The sequence below is a fragment of the Nocardioides sp. J54 genome (assembly GCF_000519005.1).
In the GTDB taxonomy this organism is placed as follows: Bacteria; Actinomycetota; Actinomycetes; order Propionibacteriales; family Nocardioidaceae; genus Nocardioides.
The window spans coordinates 51,872-64,178 of the sequence record NZ_JAER01000014.1 but is presented as its reverse complement, the minus strand read 5'-3'; the positions used below and the strand labels follow the sequence as shown (position 1 = coordinate 64,178).

The window sequence follows — 12,307 nt, the reverse complement described above, 5'->3', positions numbered from 1 at the left end:
GACGCAGGTTACTCGGCGGCGGGGTCCCCGTCACCGGTCTCTTCCGCGGCGCGCTGCCGGCGCGCACGCAGGTCGGACACCGTGCCCGGGCCGGTGCGCGGCCAGTCCGGGTCGTCGTCGCCCCCGCTGGTGCTGCCGATGAACGACAGCGCCGCCTCGTGCAGGTGGCCGTTGCTGGCCAGCGCGTTGCCGCCCCACGGGCCGTCGCGGCCGTCGAGGGAGGTGAACCGCCCGCCGGCCTCGCGCACGATGATGTCGAGCGCGGCCATGTCGTAGACCTCGAGCTCCGGCTCGGCGGCCAGGTCGACGGCGCCCTCGGCGAGCAGCATGTAGGACCAGAAGTCGCCGTAGGCGCGGGTGCGCCACACCCGCCGCATCAGCGCGAGCACGTCCTCGCCGATGCCGCGGTCCTCCCAGCCGCTGAGGGAGGAGTACGAGAACGACGCGTCCTCGAGGCGTCGTACGTCGGAGACCTGGCACTGGGTCGCCTTCATCAGCGACTTGCCGGTCCACGCGCCTTGGTCCTTCGACGCCCACCAGCGACGCTGCAGCGCCGGCGCGGAGACCACGCCGAGCACGACCTCGTCGTCGACCACGAGGGAGATCAGCGTCGCCCACACCGGGACGCCGCGCACGAAGTTCTTGGTGCCGTCGATCGGGTCCACGATCCAGCGGCGCTGCGAGTGCCCGGACGTGCCCTGCTCCTCGCCGGTGACGGCGTCGCGGCTGCGGGCCTTCGACAGGGTGCGCCGGATCGACTCCTCCACGGCCTGGTCGGCGTCGGTCACCGGGGTCAGGTCCGGCTTGCTCATCACGTGCAGGTCGAGCGCGCGGAAACGGGCCTGGGCCAGCGAGTCCGCGTCGTCGGCGAGCAGGTGCGCCAGGCGAAGGTCGTCGGTGTAGTCGGGTGCGGCCACAGGGGCACCCTAGCGGCGTGGGGTGTGGCGGCGCCCCGCGCGGTCGTGCAGGATTCAACCATGGAGATCGACGGCATCCCGCTCCACCCGCTCGTCGTGCACGCTGCGGTCATCCTCACGCCGGTCGCAGCACTGCTCGCGCTGGCCTACCTGGTGCCGTCCTGGCGCGACCGGCTGCGCTGGCCGATGGCCGTCGGTGCCGTCGTCGCGGTCGGCTCCGTGGTCACCGCCTACCTCTCCGGCTCCGACTTCCGCGACTCCGAGCGCTTCGACACCGCGTCCGGGGAGTTCGCCGAGAAGCTGACCACCCACGAGGACCTCGGTACCTACCTGCTGTGGTGGACCATCGCCTTCGCCGTGATCGCGCTCGTCAACGCGCTGCTGCACGTCTCGGCGTCCACGACCGCCTGGCTGCGCTGGGTCCTCGGCGCCCTGCTCGCCATCGACGCCCTCGCCGTCCTCGTCATCGTCGTCGTCACCGGCCACTCCGGCGCCGACGCCGTCTGGGGCATGTAGCCCTCCCCACCCCCTCCCGACTCCCACAAGATGTCGAGACGTCACTTGTGGCGGGTCGAGGCGTCACTTGTGGCGGGTTGAGTGGTCACTTGTGGCGGGTTGAGTGGTCACTTGTGGCGGGTTGAGTGGTCATCTGCGGCGGGTCGAGTGGTCACCTACGGCGGGTTGAGTGGTCAGACGCGGCGCGTGCGCGAGAACTGACCAGTCGACCGGCCACGACCGACCACCCGACAGGCCAGAAGTGACCACTCAACCCGCCGGAAGTGACCACTCAACAGGCCGGAAGTGACGTCTCGACGGGGTGGCGAGGGGTCAGTAGTCGGTGACGGAGCGGGCGGCGAGGAGGCGGCGGAAGGAGACCACGCGCTCGGGGTCGGCCTCGCCGCTGGCGATCGCCTCGTCGAGCCCGCACTCGGGCTCGTCCTCGCCGTGGGTGCAGCCGCGGGGGCAGTCCTCGGTCATCTCGTCGAGGTCCGGGAAGGCCTCGATCAGGTGCTCGGGCTGCACGTGCGCGAGGCCGAAGGAGCGGATGCCCGGGGTGTCGATGATCCAGCCGCCCTCGCCCCACCCGGCCGGCAGCGGCAGCAGCACCGCGGAGGTCGAGGTGTGGCGGCCGCGGCCGGTCACGGCGTTGACGTCGCCGGTCTCGCGCCGCGCGTCCGGCACGAGCGCGTTGACGAGGGTCGACTTCCCGACGCCGCTGTGCCCGACCAGCACGCTCACCTGACCCGCGAGGCGCTCCTTGACCTCGTCGAGGCCGAGGATCGCCCGCTCCGGCCCGCGGCGGGTGACCACCCAGGGCACGCCGAGGGAGCGGTACGTCGACAGCAGGACCTCGGGGTCGGCCAGGTCGGACTTGGTGAGGCAGAGCAGCGGCGCCAGCCCGGCGTCGTACGCCGCCACCAGGGCGCGGTCGATCAGCCGCGGTCGCGGCTCGGGGTCCGCGAGCGCGGTGACCACGACGAGCTGGGTGGCGTTCGCGACCAGCACGCGCTCGACCGGGTCGTCGTCGTCCGCGGTCCGGCGGAGCACGGTCGAGCGCGGCGTGACCTCGACGATCCGCGCGAGCGAGCCCTCGGCGCCCGAGACGTCACCGACGACGCGCACGCGGTCGCCGACGACGACGCCCTTGCGGCCGAGCGGGCGGGCCTTCATCGCCGTCACCACGTGTGCGTCGTCGCCCTCTCCGACGAGCAGCGTGTAGCGCCCGCGGTCCACGGTGACGACGAAGCCGTCGACCGCGTCGTCGTGGGTGGGCCGGTCCTTCGTCCGCGGGCGGGTACGACGGCGGGGACGCTCGTAGTGCTCGACGTCGTGCTCGTCGTAGCGCCCCATCAGCCCTCGCTCCGTCCCTGGCCCGGTCTCAGAACAGCCCGGACCAGAAGGTCGCGAAGTCGGGGAAGGTCTTGCTGGTCGTGGCGACGTCCTCGACGAGGACGCCGGGCACGGCGGCGCCGATGATCACGCCGGCGTGGGCCATCCGGTGGTCGGCGTAGGTGTGGAAGACGCCGGCGGACAGGGGAGCGGGGCGGATGGTGAGCCCGTCGGGGTGCTCGTCGACGTCGGCGCCGAGGGCGCCGAGCTCGGTGGCGAGCGCGGCGAGGCGGTCGGTCTCGTGGCCGCGGATGTGCGCGATGCCGGTGAGCCGCGACGGGGTCTGCGCGAGGGCGCAGAGTGCGGCGACGGCCGGGGCGAGCTCACCGACGTCGTGCAGGTCGGCGTCGAGCCCCTGCAGGCCGCGGTGCCCGCCCTCGGGGCCGGTGACCCGGAGCCCGTCGGCGGTGCGCTCGACGGTGCAGCCCATCCGGGCGAGCAGGTCGCGCAGCGCGTCGCCGGCCTGGGTGGTCGCGTCGGGCCAGTCGCGGACGGTGACCGAGCCGCCGGAGACCGCCGCGAGGGCGAGGAAGGGAGCGGCGTTGGAGAGGTCGGGCTCGATCGCCTCGTCGCGGGCGCTGACCGGGCCGGGCGCGACGGTCCACCGGTCGGCCCGGCCGTCGTCGACGGTGACGCCGTGGTCGCGCAGCATGGCGATGGTCATCTCGATGTGCGGCAGCGACGGGATCGGCGCACCCTCGTGGCGCACGTCGACACCGCCGTCGAAGCGCGCACCGGCGAGGAGCAGGGCGGAGACGAACTGCGACGACGCGGAGGCGTCGATGACCACCGTGCCGCCCGGCACCGAGCCGGAGCCGGCGACCGTGAACGGCAGTGCGCCGGGCTCACCCTCGGCGGTGTCGTCGACCTGCACGCCCAGCCCGGCGAGGGCGGCGAGGATGCCGCGCACCGGGCGCTTGCGCATGTGCGGGTCGCCGTCGAAGTGCACCTGGCCGTCGACCAGGCCGGCGACCGGGGGCACGAAGCGCATCACGGTGCCGGCGAGGCCGCAGTCCACCGCGGCCCGTCCGCCCGGCACGGCGCCGGTCAACGGGGTCACCGACCAGTCGTCACCGGTGGTGTCGACCGTGGCGCCCAGCGCCGTGAGTGCCTGCGCCATGAGCAGGGTGTCGCGCGAGCGCAGCGCGCGTCGTACGACGGAAGGACCGTCCGCGATCGCCGCCAGCACCAGCGCGCGGTTGGTGAGGGACTTGCTGCCCGGCAGTGCGACCGTGACGTCGACGGGGGCGGAGGCCGTGGGTGCGGGCCAGTGGTCGGCAGGGGCAGGAGTGCTCATCTCCCGCGGAAGTCTAGTGAGCCGGTCAGCCCACCGCTGCCTTCGCCTTCGTGCCGAGCAGGGCGGCCTCGCGGCGGGCGTCGTGCACGGCGTGCGAGGCGCGCCACGCGAGGCCCGGCTTGCCGGCCGTGTCGAGGGCCGCGATCAGCAGCCCGCCGGCCAGCGACGCGTTCTTGGCGAAGTGCACCATCTGCTCCTTGCGCTGCGCCGGGTCGCTTGCCTCCCAGAACCGGTGGTGGCCAGCCGTCGACGGCACCAGGGTCGCGGCGAGCACCGCGGCGGACAGCCGCGGCATCTTGCCGGTCGCGAGCGCGGCACCGGCGGCCAGCTGCAGGGCGCCGCTGATCCGGACCCACGTGGTGGCGTCCTGCGGCACGTGCACCGAGCCGGGGGTGGCGTTCTCGACGGCGGGCGCGAGGGCGTCGGTCAACGGGGCGACCTGCTGGGCACGCTCGGGGGCGTCCTTGAGGTCCTGCACCCCGTTGGCGAGGAAGTACGACGCCAGGAGGGGACGGGCGAGGAGTCTGCTCAGAGCCATGTCCCTGCGTTACCCGGGGCCTGTCCGACCAGACCGCTAGATTGACGGACATGTGCGGTCGGTACGCCTCGAGCCGGAGCCCCGAGGACATCGTCGAGGAGTTCGAGGTCCTCGACCCGCGCCTCGAGCAGGCGCTCCCGCCGTCGTGGAACGTCGCCCCGACCGACGAGGTGTACGCCGTGCTGGAGCGCCGCCCGCGCAACGAGGCCGGTGAGCAGGAGGGCGACCCCGTCCGGCAGCTGCGGACCCTGCGCTGGGGCCTGGTGCCGTCGTGGGCGAAGGACGAGAAGATCGGCAGCCGGATGATCAACGCCCGGATGGAGACGGTCGCCGAGAAGCCCGCCTTCCGCAAGGCGTTCGCGTCGCGCCGCTGCATCATCCCCGCCGACGGCTACTTCGAGTGGTACGAGCTCGAGGACGGCAAGGTGCGCGGCGGCAAGCCGCGCAAGCAGCCCTTCTTCATCACCCCCGAGGACGGCTCGATCCTGGCCATGGCCGGCCTCTACGAGATCTGGCGCAACCAGGCCGTGCCGCCCGACGCGCCCGACGCGTTCCGCTGGACCTGCACGGTGTTGACCACCGCCGCCACCGACGAGCTCGGCCGCATCCACGACCGGATGCCGCTGCTCGTCGACCGCGACAGCCGCGCGGCCTGGCTCGACCCCCGGCACACCATCGACGACCTGTCCGGGCTGCTCACCCCGGCCCAGCAGGGCGGCCTGACGGCCTACCCCGTCTCCACCGCCGTCGGCAACGTCGCCAACAACGGCCCGCAGCTGGTGGAGCCGGTCCCGCTCGCCAGCGACGGTGCTGCCGGAGACGGCACCGCCGGAGCGGGCCCCGACGACGACGCGCAGGGGACGCTGCTGTGAGCGAGGAGCGCCCCGTCCCGACGGCGTACGGCGAGGGCCGGCTCGTGATGCGCCGGGCCCGCCGCCCGGTGGCGACACTGCTGCTCAGCCACGGCGCCGGCGGCGGCATCGAGGCGCGCGACCTCGCCGCGCTCGCCGCCGCGCTGCCCGGCCAGGGCATCAACGTCGCGCTGTTCGAGCAGCCGTGGCGCCGCGCGGGCAAGAAGGTCGCCTCGGCGCCCGCGACGCTGGACGTGGGCCTGCGCGCCGCCGCCGACGCGCTGCGGGTGCGCACCCCGCTCGTCGTCGGCGGCCGGTCCGCCGGGGCCCGGTCGGCCGCACGGACTGCGAAGGAGCTCGGCGCCCAGGGGTGCCTGGCCATCTCGTTCCCGCTGCACCCGCCCGGCAAGCCGGAGAAATCCCGCCTCGCCGAGCTCGCCGGCGCCGGCGTCCCCACCCTCGTCGTCCAGGGGGAGCGGGACCCGATGGGCCGGCCCGAGGAGTTCCCCGACCCCCTGCCCGGGCGCACGGACCTGGCCGTCGTCCCGGAGGCCGACCACGGCCTCGCCGTACCCAAGCGGGCGGCGCTGACGGAGGCCGACGCGATGGCGATCGTGGTCGAGTCGACCCTGGAGTGGATCGTCCGCGAGGTCGTGGGGAATGACGTCGCGGGCTGAGGCGTTCCTGCCTGCATGACCGCCACGCTCGAGAGGCCCCGGATCGTCGGCCGCGTAGGCTGGGGGGCGATGACAGAGACCTCCGACCTCTCGCCCCTCGACGCCCTCGACGACGCCGAGGTGGTCGACGTCGCCAACGAGACGCCCGAGGAGCGCGCCGCCCGCTTCGAGCGGGACGCCCTGCCGTTCCTCGACCAGCTCTACGGCGCCGCGATGCGGATGACCCGCAACCCCGCCGACGCCGAGGACCTCGTCCAGGAGACCTTCGCCAAGGCGTTCTCGGCGTTCCACCAGTTCAAGCCCGGCACGAACCTCAAGGCCTGGCTGTACCGGATCCTCACCAACACCTTCATCAACAACTACCGCAAGAAGCAGCGGCAGCCGCAGCAGTCCCTCGCCGGCGACACCGGCGACGTCGAGGACTGGCAGCTGGCGCGCGCGGAGGCGCACACCTCGAGCGGCCTGAAGTCCGCCGAGATGGAGGCGCTCGAGCACCTTCCCGACAGCCAGGTCAAGGACGCGCTCCAGCGGCTCCCGGAGGAGTTCCGGCTGGCGGTCTACCTCGCCGACGTCGAGGGCTTCGCCTACAAGGAGATCGCCGAGATCATGGACACGCCGATCGGGACCGTCATGTCCCGCCTGCACCGCGGTCGTCGCCAGCTGCGCGACATGCTCTCCGACTACGTCCGGACCGGGGGAGACGCACCCCTCCAGGGAGGCAAGTGATGTCCACGCACGAGGGGCACCTCCACGACGACCCGAGCAACGCGGACTGCGCGGACTTCCTCGAGCGCATCGTCCGGCTCATCGACAACGAGCTCGAGGCCGGTGACTGCGCGGTCGTCCGCGCCCACATCGAGTCCTGCAGCCCGTGCCTGGAGCGCTACGACCTCCAGCGCACGGTCAAGGCCGTCGTCGCCCGCTCGTGCGGCGAGACCGCCCCCGCCGAGCTGCGCGCCAAGGTCCGCGTCCAGATCCAGCAGATCCAGCTCCAGATCAGCGAGGGCTGACCCTCCCGCTGCCCTGCGCTCGTACGACGAGGTGCGGGTTGTGGTTGTGCGAGGTGCGGGTTGTGGTCGTTCGAGGTGTGCCGTGTGGTTGTGCGAGGTGCGCCTTGTGGTCGTACGAGGTGCGCCGCCACGACTGACACGTCGTACCGCCACAGCTGACACTTCGCGCCGCCACGACCCGCACTTCGCGCCGCCACGACCCGCACTTCGCGCCGCCAGGATCCGCACCTTGCGCCGCCATAACCCGCACCTCGTCGAAAAAAGACGAACCCCCGGACATGAGGTCCGGGGGATTCGAGCGAACGCGCTGAGCGGGCTCAGCTGTTCGGGCGCTTGCCGTGGTTCGCGCCCTTCTTGCGGCGCGCGCGGCGCTTGCGGCCGGTCTTGCCCATGGTTCCTCCTCGAGTCAGATCGCCCCAGTGTCTCAGGTGCGCGGGGCGGTGCGGAAATCGGCCCGCAGGCCGGTCGGGCGCGGACAGCCGGGGTCAGCGCAGCCGGGACAGGAAGCGCTCGGCGTCGACCACGACGCGGGTGACCTCGCCGGAGCCGACCAGCTTGCCGGGGGAGCCGTCCGGAGCGACGTTGCGGACGGCGACGGCGAAGCGGCGCAGCCGGCCGTCGACGTGCACCTGGCGCGCGGTCACCTCGACCCGGCCGCCGACGGGGGTGGCGGCGAGGTGCTCGATCTCGACCCGGGTGCCGACGCTGGTCTCGCCGTCGAGGAGGTCGTCCTCGACGGCGGTGCAGGTCGCGGCCTCGCACCAGGCGAGCAACCGCGGCGTGCCGAGCACCGGCAGGCTCCCGGAGCCGACCGCGATCGCCGTGTCGGCGTCGGTGACGGTGAAGGACAGGGTCGCGCTGCCCACGCTCAGATCCCGAAGGTGTTGCGCGGGTACGGCGCGTCGACGTCGGTGATGACGTTGACCAGGTAGGGCACGTCCGCCGCGAACGCCCGGTCGAGCGCGGGACCGATCTGCCGCGGGTCGGTGACCTGCTCGCCCGCCCCGCCGAGGGCGGAGACCACCTGGTCGTACGACGTGCGCGGAGCGAGGTCCGCGGCGACGTCGTACCCGTAGAGCATCTTCATCGGGCCCTTCTCCAGGCCCCACGCGGAGTTGTTGCCCATCACCATGACCACGGGCAGGTCGTGGCGCACGAGGGTGTCGACGTCCATCAGCGAGAAGCCGGCGGCGCCGTCGCCGAGCAGCAGCACGACCTGCGACGACGGCCGGGCGATGCGGGCGGCGATCGCGGCGCCGAGCCCGGCGCCGAGGCAGCCGTAGGGGCCGGGGTCGAGCCAGCAGCCCGGTCGCCTCGGCTCGACGAACTTGCCGGCGAAGGAGACGAAGTCGCCTCCGTCGCCGATCACGACCGCGTCGTCGGCCAGCCGCGGCACGAGCTCTCCGTAGATCCGGGCCGGGTGGATCGGGTCGGCCTCGGCGCCGAGCAGCTCGGCGTCGCGGGCGGCCGCCGCGGCGGCGGTCTCCTGCAGCGAGGCGACCCACGCGCTGGAGTCGGCGCGCGGCCTGCCTGCGAGCGCCTCGAGCAGCCCGTCAAGGACGGCGGTGAGGTCGCCGGAGACGTGGTCGGCGAGCGGGGCGTGGTGGGAGACCTGGTCGGCCGAGTCCGCGACGTGTACGACGGCCGCCGGGTCCGCTCCGTCCTTGCCGCCGAACACGCCGAAGCCGAGGCGGAAGTCGAGCGGCGTGCCGACGACCACGACCAGGTCCGCCCCACCGAGCGCGGCCCCGCGGGCCTTGGTGACCAGCAGCGGGTGCCCGCCGGGGACGATGCCCCGGCCCATGCCGTTGGTGATCGCGGGCAGCCGCATCTCCTCCACCAGGCGCAACGCGGCGACCTCGGCGCGGTCGGCCCACACGTCGGTGCCGAGCACGAGGACAGGTCGCTCGGCGCGGGCGAGGAGCCCGGCGATGCGGTCGATCGCGTCGGTGTCGGGGACCTCGCCCCGGGGCTCGCCGACGACCGGCAGGCGGCCGGTGCCGACGTTGAAGAACTCGTCCATCGGCACGTCGACGTAGGTCGGGCCGCGGTGCGAGGAGCGAGCCAGCCGGAACGCGGTGTCGATGCCGGCGGTGACGTCGTCGGCGGTCATGAGCGTCGCGGCGTGCTTGGTGACCGGGGCGACGATCGGCAGGTGGTCGATCTCCTGGAGGGCGCCGCTGCCCCACCGGTTGTTGGGGGCGCGGCCCCCGACGACGACCATCGGCGATCCGGCGAAGGTCGCCTGGGCCAGCGCGCTGACGCCGTTGGTCACGCCGGGACCGGCGGTCAGCACGGCGAGGCCGGGCACGCGGGTGAGCTTGCCGGTGGCCTCGGCGGCGAAGGCCGCGGTCTGCTCGTGGCGCACGTCGACCAGGCGCACCGGCGTGCCGGCGTCGGGGCCCTCCTCCTGCTGGCTCCTGACCGCGCCGTCGTACATCGGGAAGACGTGGGCGCCGGAGAGGGTGAACATCGTCTCGACGCCGTGGGCGCGGGCGACGGCGACGGCGAGCTCGCCGGCGTGGCCGTCGAGCTCCGCGCCGGTCTGCGGGGTGGTCGGGTCGTCCGGGGGAGTGGTCGTGGTCACGTCCGCACAGTAGCGACCGCGAGCCCGCAAGCCGAGGAGCCCGTGAGCCAGGAGCCAGGAGCCGGAGCGCGGGGGCCGGGGTCAGGTGAGGAACTCGGGGTGCACCCGGCGCAGCGACGCGACCAGCGACAGCAGCAGGTCCGGGCGGATGGCCGGGTGGTGCGGCGAGACGGTCAGCTGGAGGTAGAGCGAGCGCAGCACGGCCTGGGCGTTCCCGGTCACAAGCGCCGGGTCCCGCCCGGTGCGCACCCGCGCCCGGGCGCCGGCCTCGAGGCGGCGCACCCACGGCTCGACGACGTTGAGCGGCACCCGGTCGCGGCGCAGCACCTCCATGACGGCGTGCGCGATGCGGTCCGGCTCGCCGTGCACGAGCAGCGGCGTGTCCGCCTGGAGGACGCGGTCGGCGATGACGTCGAGGACGACGGTGAGCTCGGTGGCGCCGAAGTACGGCGAGCGGGCGAGTGCCCCGAGCGCGTCGGCGCCGTGGGCGGCGGCGTGCGCCCAGCCCTTGCCGTCCACCCAGCCACGCAAGTCGCGCTCGCGGACGTACCACGCCATGAGCCGGTCGCCCCACTGCATGATCCGGCTCGGCGGCTGGCGGCGCACCCGGGTGTCGCGGTCGATGCACTCGGCCAGCACCAGCGCGGAGAAGCTGCGGCGGAAGACGGTGTCGGTGCCGGACTCGCCCAGCCCGACCTCCAGGCCGGCGCACATCCCGTCGCCGAGCCCGGCCAGCAGGTCGTCGTACACGCCGTGCTCGGTCCAGGTGGCCAGGAACGGGTAGGCGAGGCCGTCACGGACGTGCGGGTCGGGGTCGCCCAGCATCCGGGTCAGGTCGGCGGTGAGGTCGGAGAGCCGGTGCTCTGCGGGCGGGGTCCGTTCACCGTTGCGGAGCCCCTGCTGCAGGCGTGCCCAGTCCACCGACGCCATTCAGAAATACCCCTCACGGACCAGCCCGACCTTGATCCCCCATGCCTGCTGACAGGCTTCCGGTGCATTGTGCCAAAAGGGGTGAAGCGTCCGGGTGTCCGGTCCGTTACGTTTGCCGTCGTGCCCTCCCTGTCCGCGATCGCCCGCCGCCACACCGAGCTGGCGCCCGGTGACATCGCGTGGCTGCAGCTGCTCCAGGCCGACTGGCAGGTCATCGCCGACCTGTCCTTCGCCGACCTCGTGCTGTGGCTGCCCGACCGCGAGGGGGGCGGCTTCTGGGCGGGCGACCAGATGCGGCCGACGACCGGCCCGACGGCCTTCGTCGACGACATCGTGGGCACCTTCCTCCCGCTCGGGCGGCGCAGCCTGGTGGACGCCGCCTACGAGCTCGGCCGGATCGCGCGCGAGGGCGACCCGGAGTGGCGCGACGACGTGCCGGTGCGCGTCGAGGCGATCCCGGTGCGCCACGACGGCAGGGTGATCGCCGTCGTCAGCCGCAACACCAACCTGCTCGGCGTGCGCACGCCGTCGCTGCTGGAGATCAACTACCTCCAGGCCGCCTCCGACCTCGCGAACATGATCGCCGGCGGGCTCTTCCCGAGCACCGCCCAGCGCTCCGACCACGCGGACTCGCCGCGGGTGGGCGACGGCTTCCTGCGTGTCGACGCGGAGGGCCGGGTCGTCTACGCCAGCCCCAACGGGCTCTCGGTCTACCGCAAGCTCGGGCTGACCGGCGACCTCACCGGCCACCGCCTCACCGACCTGACCCGGGAGCTGGTGCCGTCGAAGAAGCGCCCGGACGAGGAGACGCTCAGCGCCGTCCTCGGCGGCCGCGCGCACCGGGACACCGAGCTCGGCTCGGCCGGCGGGCCGGGCGACGGGGTGTCGGTCATCGCCCGCTCCATCCCGCTGCGGCCCAAGGGCGAGCACATCGGCGCGATGATCCTGCTGCGTGACGTCACCGACCTGCGCCGCCGCGACCGCGAGCTGGTCACCAAGGACGCGACCATCCGCGAGATCCACCACCGGGTGAAGAACAACCTGCAGACCGTCGCCGCGCTGCTGCGCCTGCAGGCCCGCCGGATCGGCTCCGAGGAGGCGGTGTCCGCGCTGGAGGAGGCGGTACGCCGGGTCGGGTCGATCGCGATTGTGCACGAGATCCTCAGCCAGGCGGTCGAGGAGACGGTCGCCTTCGACGACATCGCCGACCGGCTCGCGCGGCTGGTCACCGACGTCGGCTCGACGACCGCACAGGTCGCGGTGCGCCGCGAGGGCAGCTTCGGGGTGCTGTCCTCGGAGGTCGCGACGCCTCTGGCCATGGTGGTGATGGAGCTGATGCAGAACGCCGCCGAGCACGGCTACGCCGACGGCGGGACCGGGGAGATCGTGCTGCGGGCCGAGCGGCACGGCGCGGTGCTGGAGGTCGCGGTCGAGGACGACGGCAAGGGCCTGCCCGAGGGCTTCGACATCGACGGCGCGACCAGCCTGGGCCTGTCGATCGTGCGCACCCTCGTGGAGTCCGAGCTCGGCGGCCACCTCACGCTGGGCCACGTCCCGGACGGCGGCACGAGGGCAGGCTTCACCCTCCCGATCGAATGACCGGGGGAGCG

14 protein-coding genes are annotated in these 12,307 nt (G+C 73.6%); 6 read left to right on the top strand and 8 right to left on the bottom strand.

Translation table 11 applies throughout. The annotated features are described in order from the left end of the window. Positions 1-8 precede the first annotated feature (8 nt). Positions 9-917, bottom strand: a complete 909-nt coding sequence (locus NOCJ54_RS25355) for an inositol monophosphatase family protein (protein WP_051485764.1) — start codon at positions 915-917, stop codon at positions 9-11. 60 nt (positions 918-977) lie between these two features. Here NOCJ54_RS25355 and NOCJ54_RS0111735 point away from each other — a divergent pair, with 60 nt between their 5' ends. Next, positions 978-1,433, top strand: coding sequence for a DUF2231 domain-containing protein (locus NOCJ54_RS0111735; RefSeq protein WP_028655659.1), 456 nt, complete (start codon positions 978-980; stop codon positions 1,431-1,433). Positions 1,434-1,745: 312 nt separating this feature from the next. Here the strand turns inward: NOCJ54_RS0111735 and rsgA are convergent, their stop codons facing one another. From rsgA to NOCJ54_RS25350, 3 genes are read right to left on the bottom strand one after another with little or no spacing between them, the layout of a single operon-like run. Then, positions 1,746-2,768 (bottom strand): ribosome small subunit-dependent GTPase A, encoded by a 1,023-nt coding sequence (gene rsgA, locus NOCJ54_RS0111730; RefSeq protein ID WP_028655658.1) that lies wholly within the window; start codon positions 2,766-2,768, stop codon positions 1,746-1,748. Positions 2,769-2,796: 28 nt separating this feature from the next. Further along, positions 2,797-4,104: a 3-phosphoshikimate 1-carboxyvinyltransferase gene (gene aroA / locus NOCJ54_RS0111725; protein ID WP_028655657.1), complete on the bottom strand. Its 1,308-nt coding sequence runs from the start codon at positions 4,102-4,104 to the stop codon at positions 2,797-2,799. A 25-nt stretch (positions 4,105-4,129) separates the two neighbouring features. Next, on the bottom strand, positions 4,130-4,642 hold the full coding sequence (locus tag NOCJ54_RS25350; RefSeq protein WP_036517649.1) for a DoxX family membrane protein: 513 nt from the start codon (positions 4,640-4,642) through the stop codon (positions 4,130-4,132). A 50-nt stretch (positions 4,643-4,692) separates the two neighbouring features. Between NOCJ54_RS25350 and NOCJ54_RS25345 the strand changes: the two genes are divergently transcribed. From NOCJ54_RS25345 to rsrA, 4 genes are read left to right on the top strand one after another with little or no spacing between them, the layout of a single operon-like run. Next, on the top strand, positions 4,693-5,514 hold the full coding sequence (locus NOCJ54_RS25345) for an SOS response-associated peptidase (RefSeq protein WP_051485763.1): 822 nt from the start codon (positions 4,693-4,695) through the stop codon (positions 5,512-5,514). Beyond that, positions 5,511-6,170: an alpha/beta hydrolase family protein gene (locus tag NOCJ54_RS0111710; RefSeq protein WP_028655656.1), complete on the top strand. Its 660-nt coding sequence runs from the start codon at positions 5,511-5,513 to the stop codon at positions 6,168-6,170. Before NOCJ54_RS25345 ends, NOCJ54_RS0111710 begins: the two co-directional genes overlap by 4 nt. A 15-nt stretch (positions 6,171-6,185) precedes the next feature. Continuing rightward, positions 6,186-6,896, top strand: a complete 711-nt coding sequence (locus tag NOCJ54_RS0111705) for a sigma-70 family RNA polymerase sigma factor (protein ID WP_036517647.1) — start codon at positions 6,186-6,188, stop codon at positions 6,894-6,896. After that, the gene (gene rsrA, locus NOCJ54_RS0111700; RefSeq protein WP_028655654.1) at positions 6,896-7,180 is read left to right on the top strand and encodes a mycothiol system anti-sigma-R factor; all 285 of its coding nucleotides are present in this window, start codon (positions 6,896-6,898) and stop codon (positions 7,178-7,180) included. Before NOCJ54_RS0111705 ends, rsrA begins: the two co-directional genes overlap by 1 nt. A 317-nt stretch (positions 7,181-7,497) precedes the next feature. On the opposite strand, the gene NOCJ54_RS30705 is transcribed toward rsrA, so the two are convergent. From NOCJ54_RS30705 to NOCJ54_RS0111685, 4 genes are all read right to left on the bottom strand, one after another. Continuing rightward, the gene (locus NOCJ54_RS30705; protein ID WP_370249596.1) at positions 7,498-7,572 is read right to left on the bottom strand and encodes a 50S ribosomal protein bL37; all 75 of its coding nucleotides are present in this window, start codon (positions 7,570-7,572) and stop codon (positions 7,498-7,500) included. Between the two features lie 93 nt (positions 7,573-7,665). Further along, a complete protein-coding gene (locus NOCJ54_RS0111695) occupies positions 7,666-8,046 on the bottom strand; it encodes a thioesterase family protein (RefSeq protein WP_232221757.1) in 381 nt (126 codons plus the stop codon). A gap of 2 nt (positions 8,047-8,048) precedes the next feature. Next, positions 8,049-9,767 (bottom strand): acetolactate synthase, encoded by a 1,719-nt coding sequence (locus NOCJ54_RS0111690; RefSeq protein WP_028655652.1) that lies wholly within the window; start codon positions 9,765-9,767, stop codon positions 8,049-8,051. Between the two features lie 81 nt (positions 9,768-9,848). Further along, positions 9,849-10,688 carry a DUF2785 domain-containing protein gene (locus tag NOCJ54_RS0111685; RefSeq protein WP_232221756.1) on the bottom strand — a complete coding sequence of 280 codons (840 nt, stop codon included), beginning with the start codon at positions 10,686-10,688 and terminating at the stop codon, positions 9,849-9,851. A 129-nt stretch (positions 10,689-10,817) separates the two neighbouring features. On the opposite strand from NOCJ54_RS0111685, the gene NOCJ54_RS0111680 reads away from it, so the two are divergent. Beyond that, positions 10,818-12,296, top strand: a complete 1,479-nt coding sequence (locus tag NOCJ54_RS0111680) for a sensor histidine kinase (RefSeq protein WP_028655650.1) — start codon at positions 10,818-10,820, stop codon at positions 12,294-12,296. Positions 12,297-12,307: the final 11 nt, after the last annotated feature.

Excerpts from the sequence above, each read along its gene's own strand:
- NOCJ54_RS0111735 (WP_028655659.1), top strand. The coding sequence starts at position 978 with ATGGAGATCGACGGCATCCCGCTCCACCCGCTCGTCGTGCACGCTGCG.
- rsgA (WP_028655658.1), bottom strand. The coding sequence starts at position 2,768 with ATGGGGCGCTACGACGAGCACGACGTCGAGCACTACGAGCGTCCCCGC.
- aroA (WP_028655657.1), bottom strand. The coding sequence starts at position 4,104 with ATGAGCACTCCTGCCCCTGCCGACCACTGGCCCGCACCCACGGCCTCC.
- NOCJ54_RS25350 (WP_036517649.1), bottom strand. The coding sequence starts at position 4,642 with ATGGCTCTGAGCAGACTCCTCGCCCGTCCCCTCCTGGCGTCGTACTTC.
- NOCJ54_RS25345 (WP_051485763.1), top strand. The coding sequence starts at position 4,693 with ATGTGCGGTCGGTACGCCTCGAGCCGGAGCCCCGAGGACATCGTCGAG.
- NOCJ54_RS0111705 (WP_036517647.1), top strand. The coding sequence starts at position 6,186 with ATGACCGCCACGCTCGAGAGGCCCCGGATCGTCGGCCGCGTAGGCTGG.
- rsrA (WP_028655654.1), top strand. The coding sequence starts at position 6,896 with ATGTCCACGCACGAGGGGCACCTCCACGACGACCCGAGCAACGCGGAC.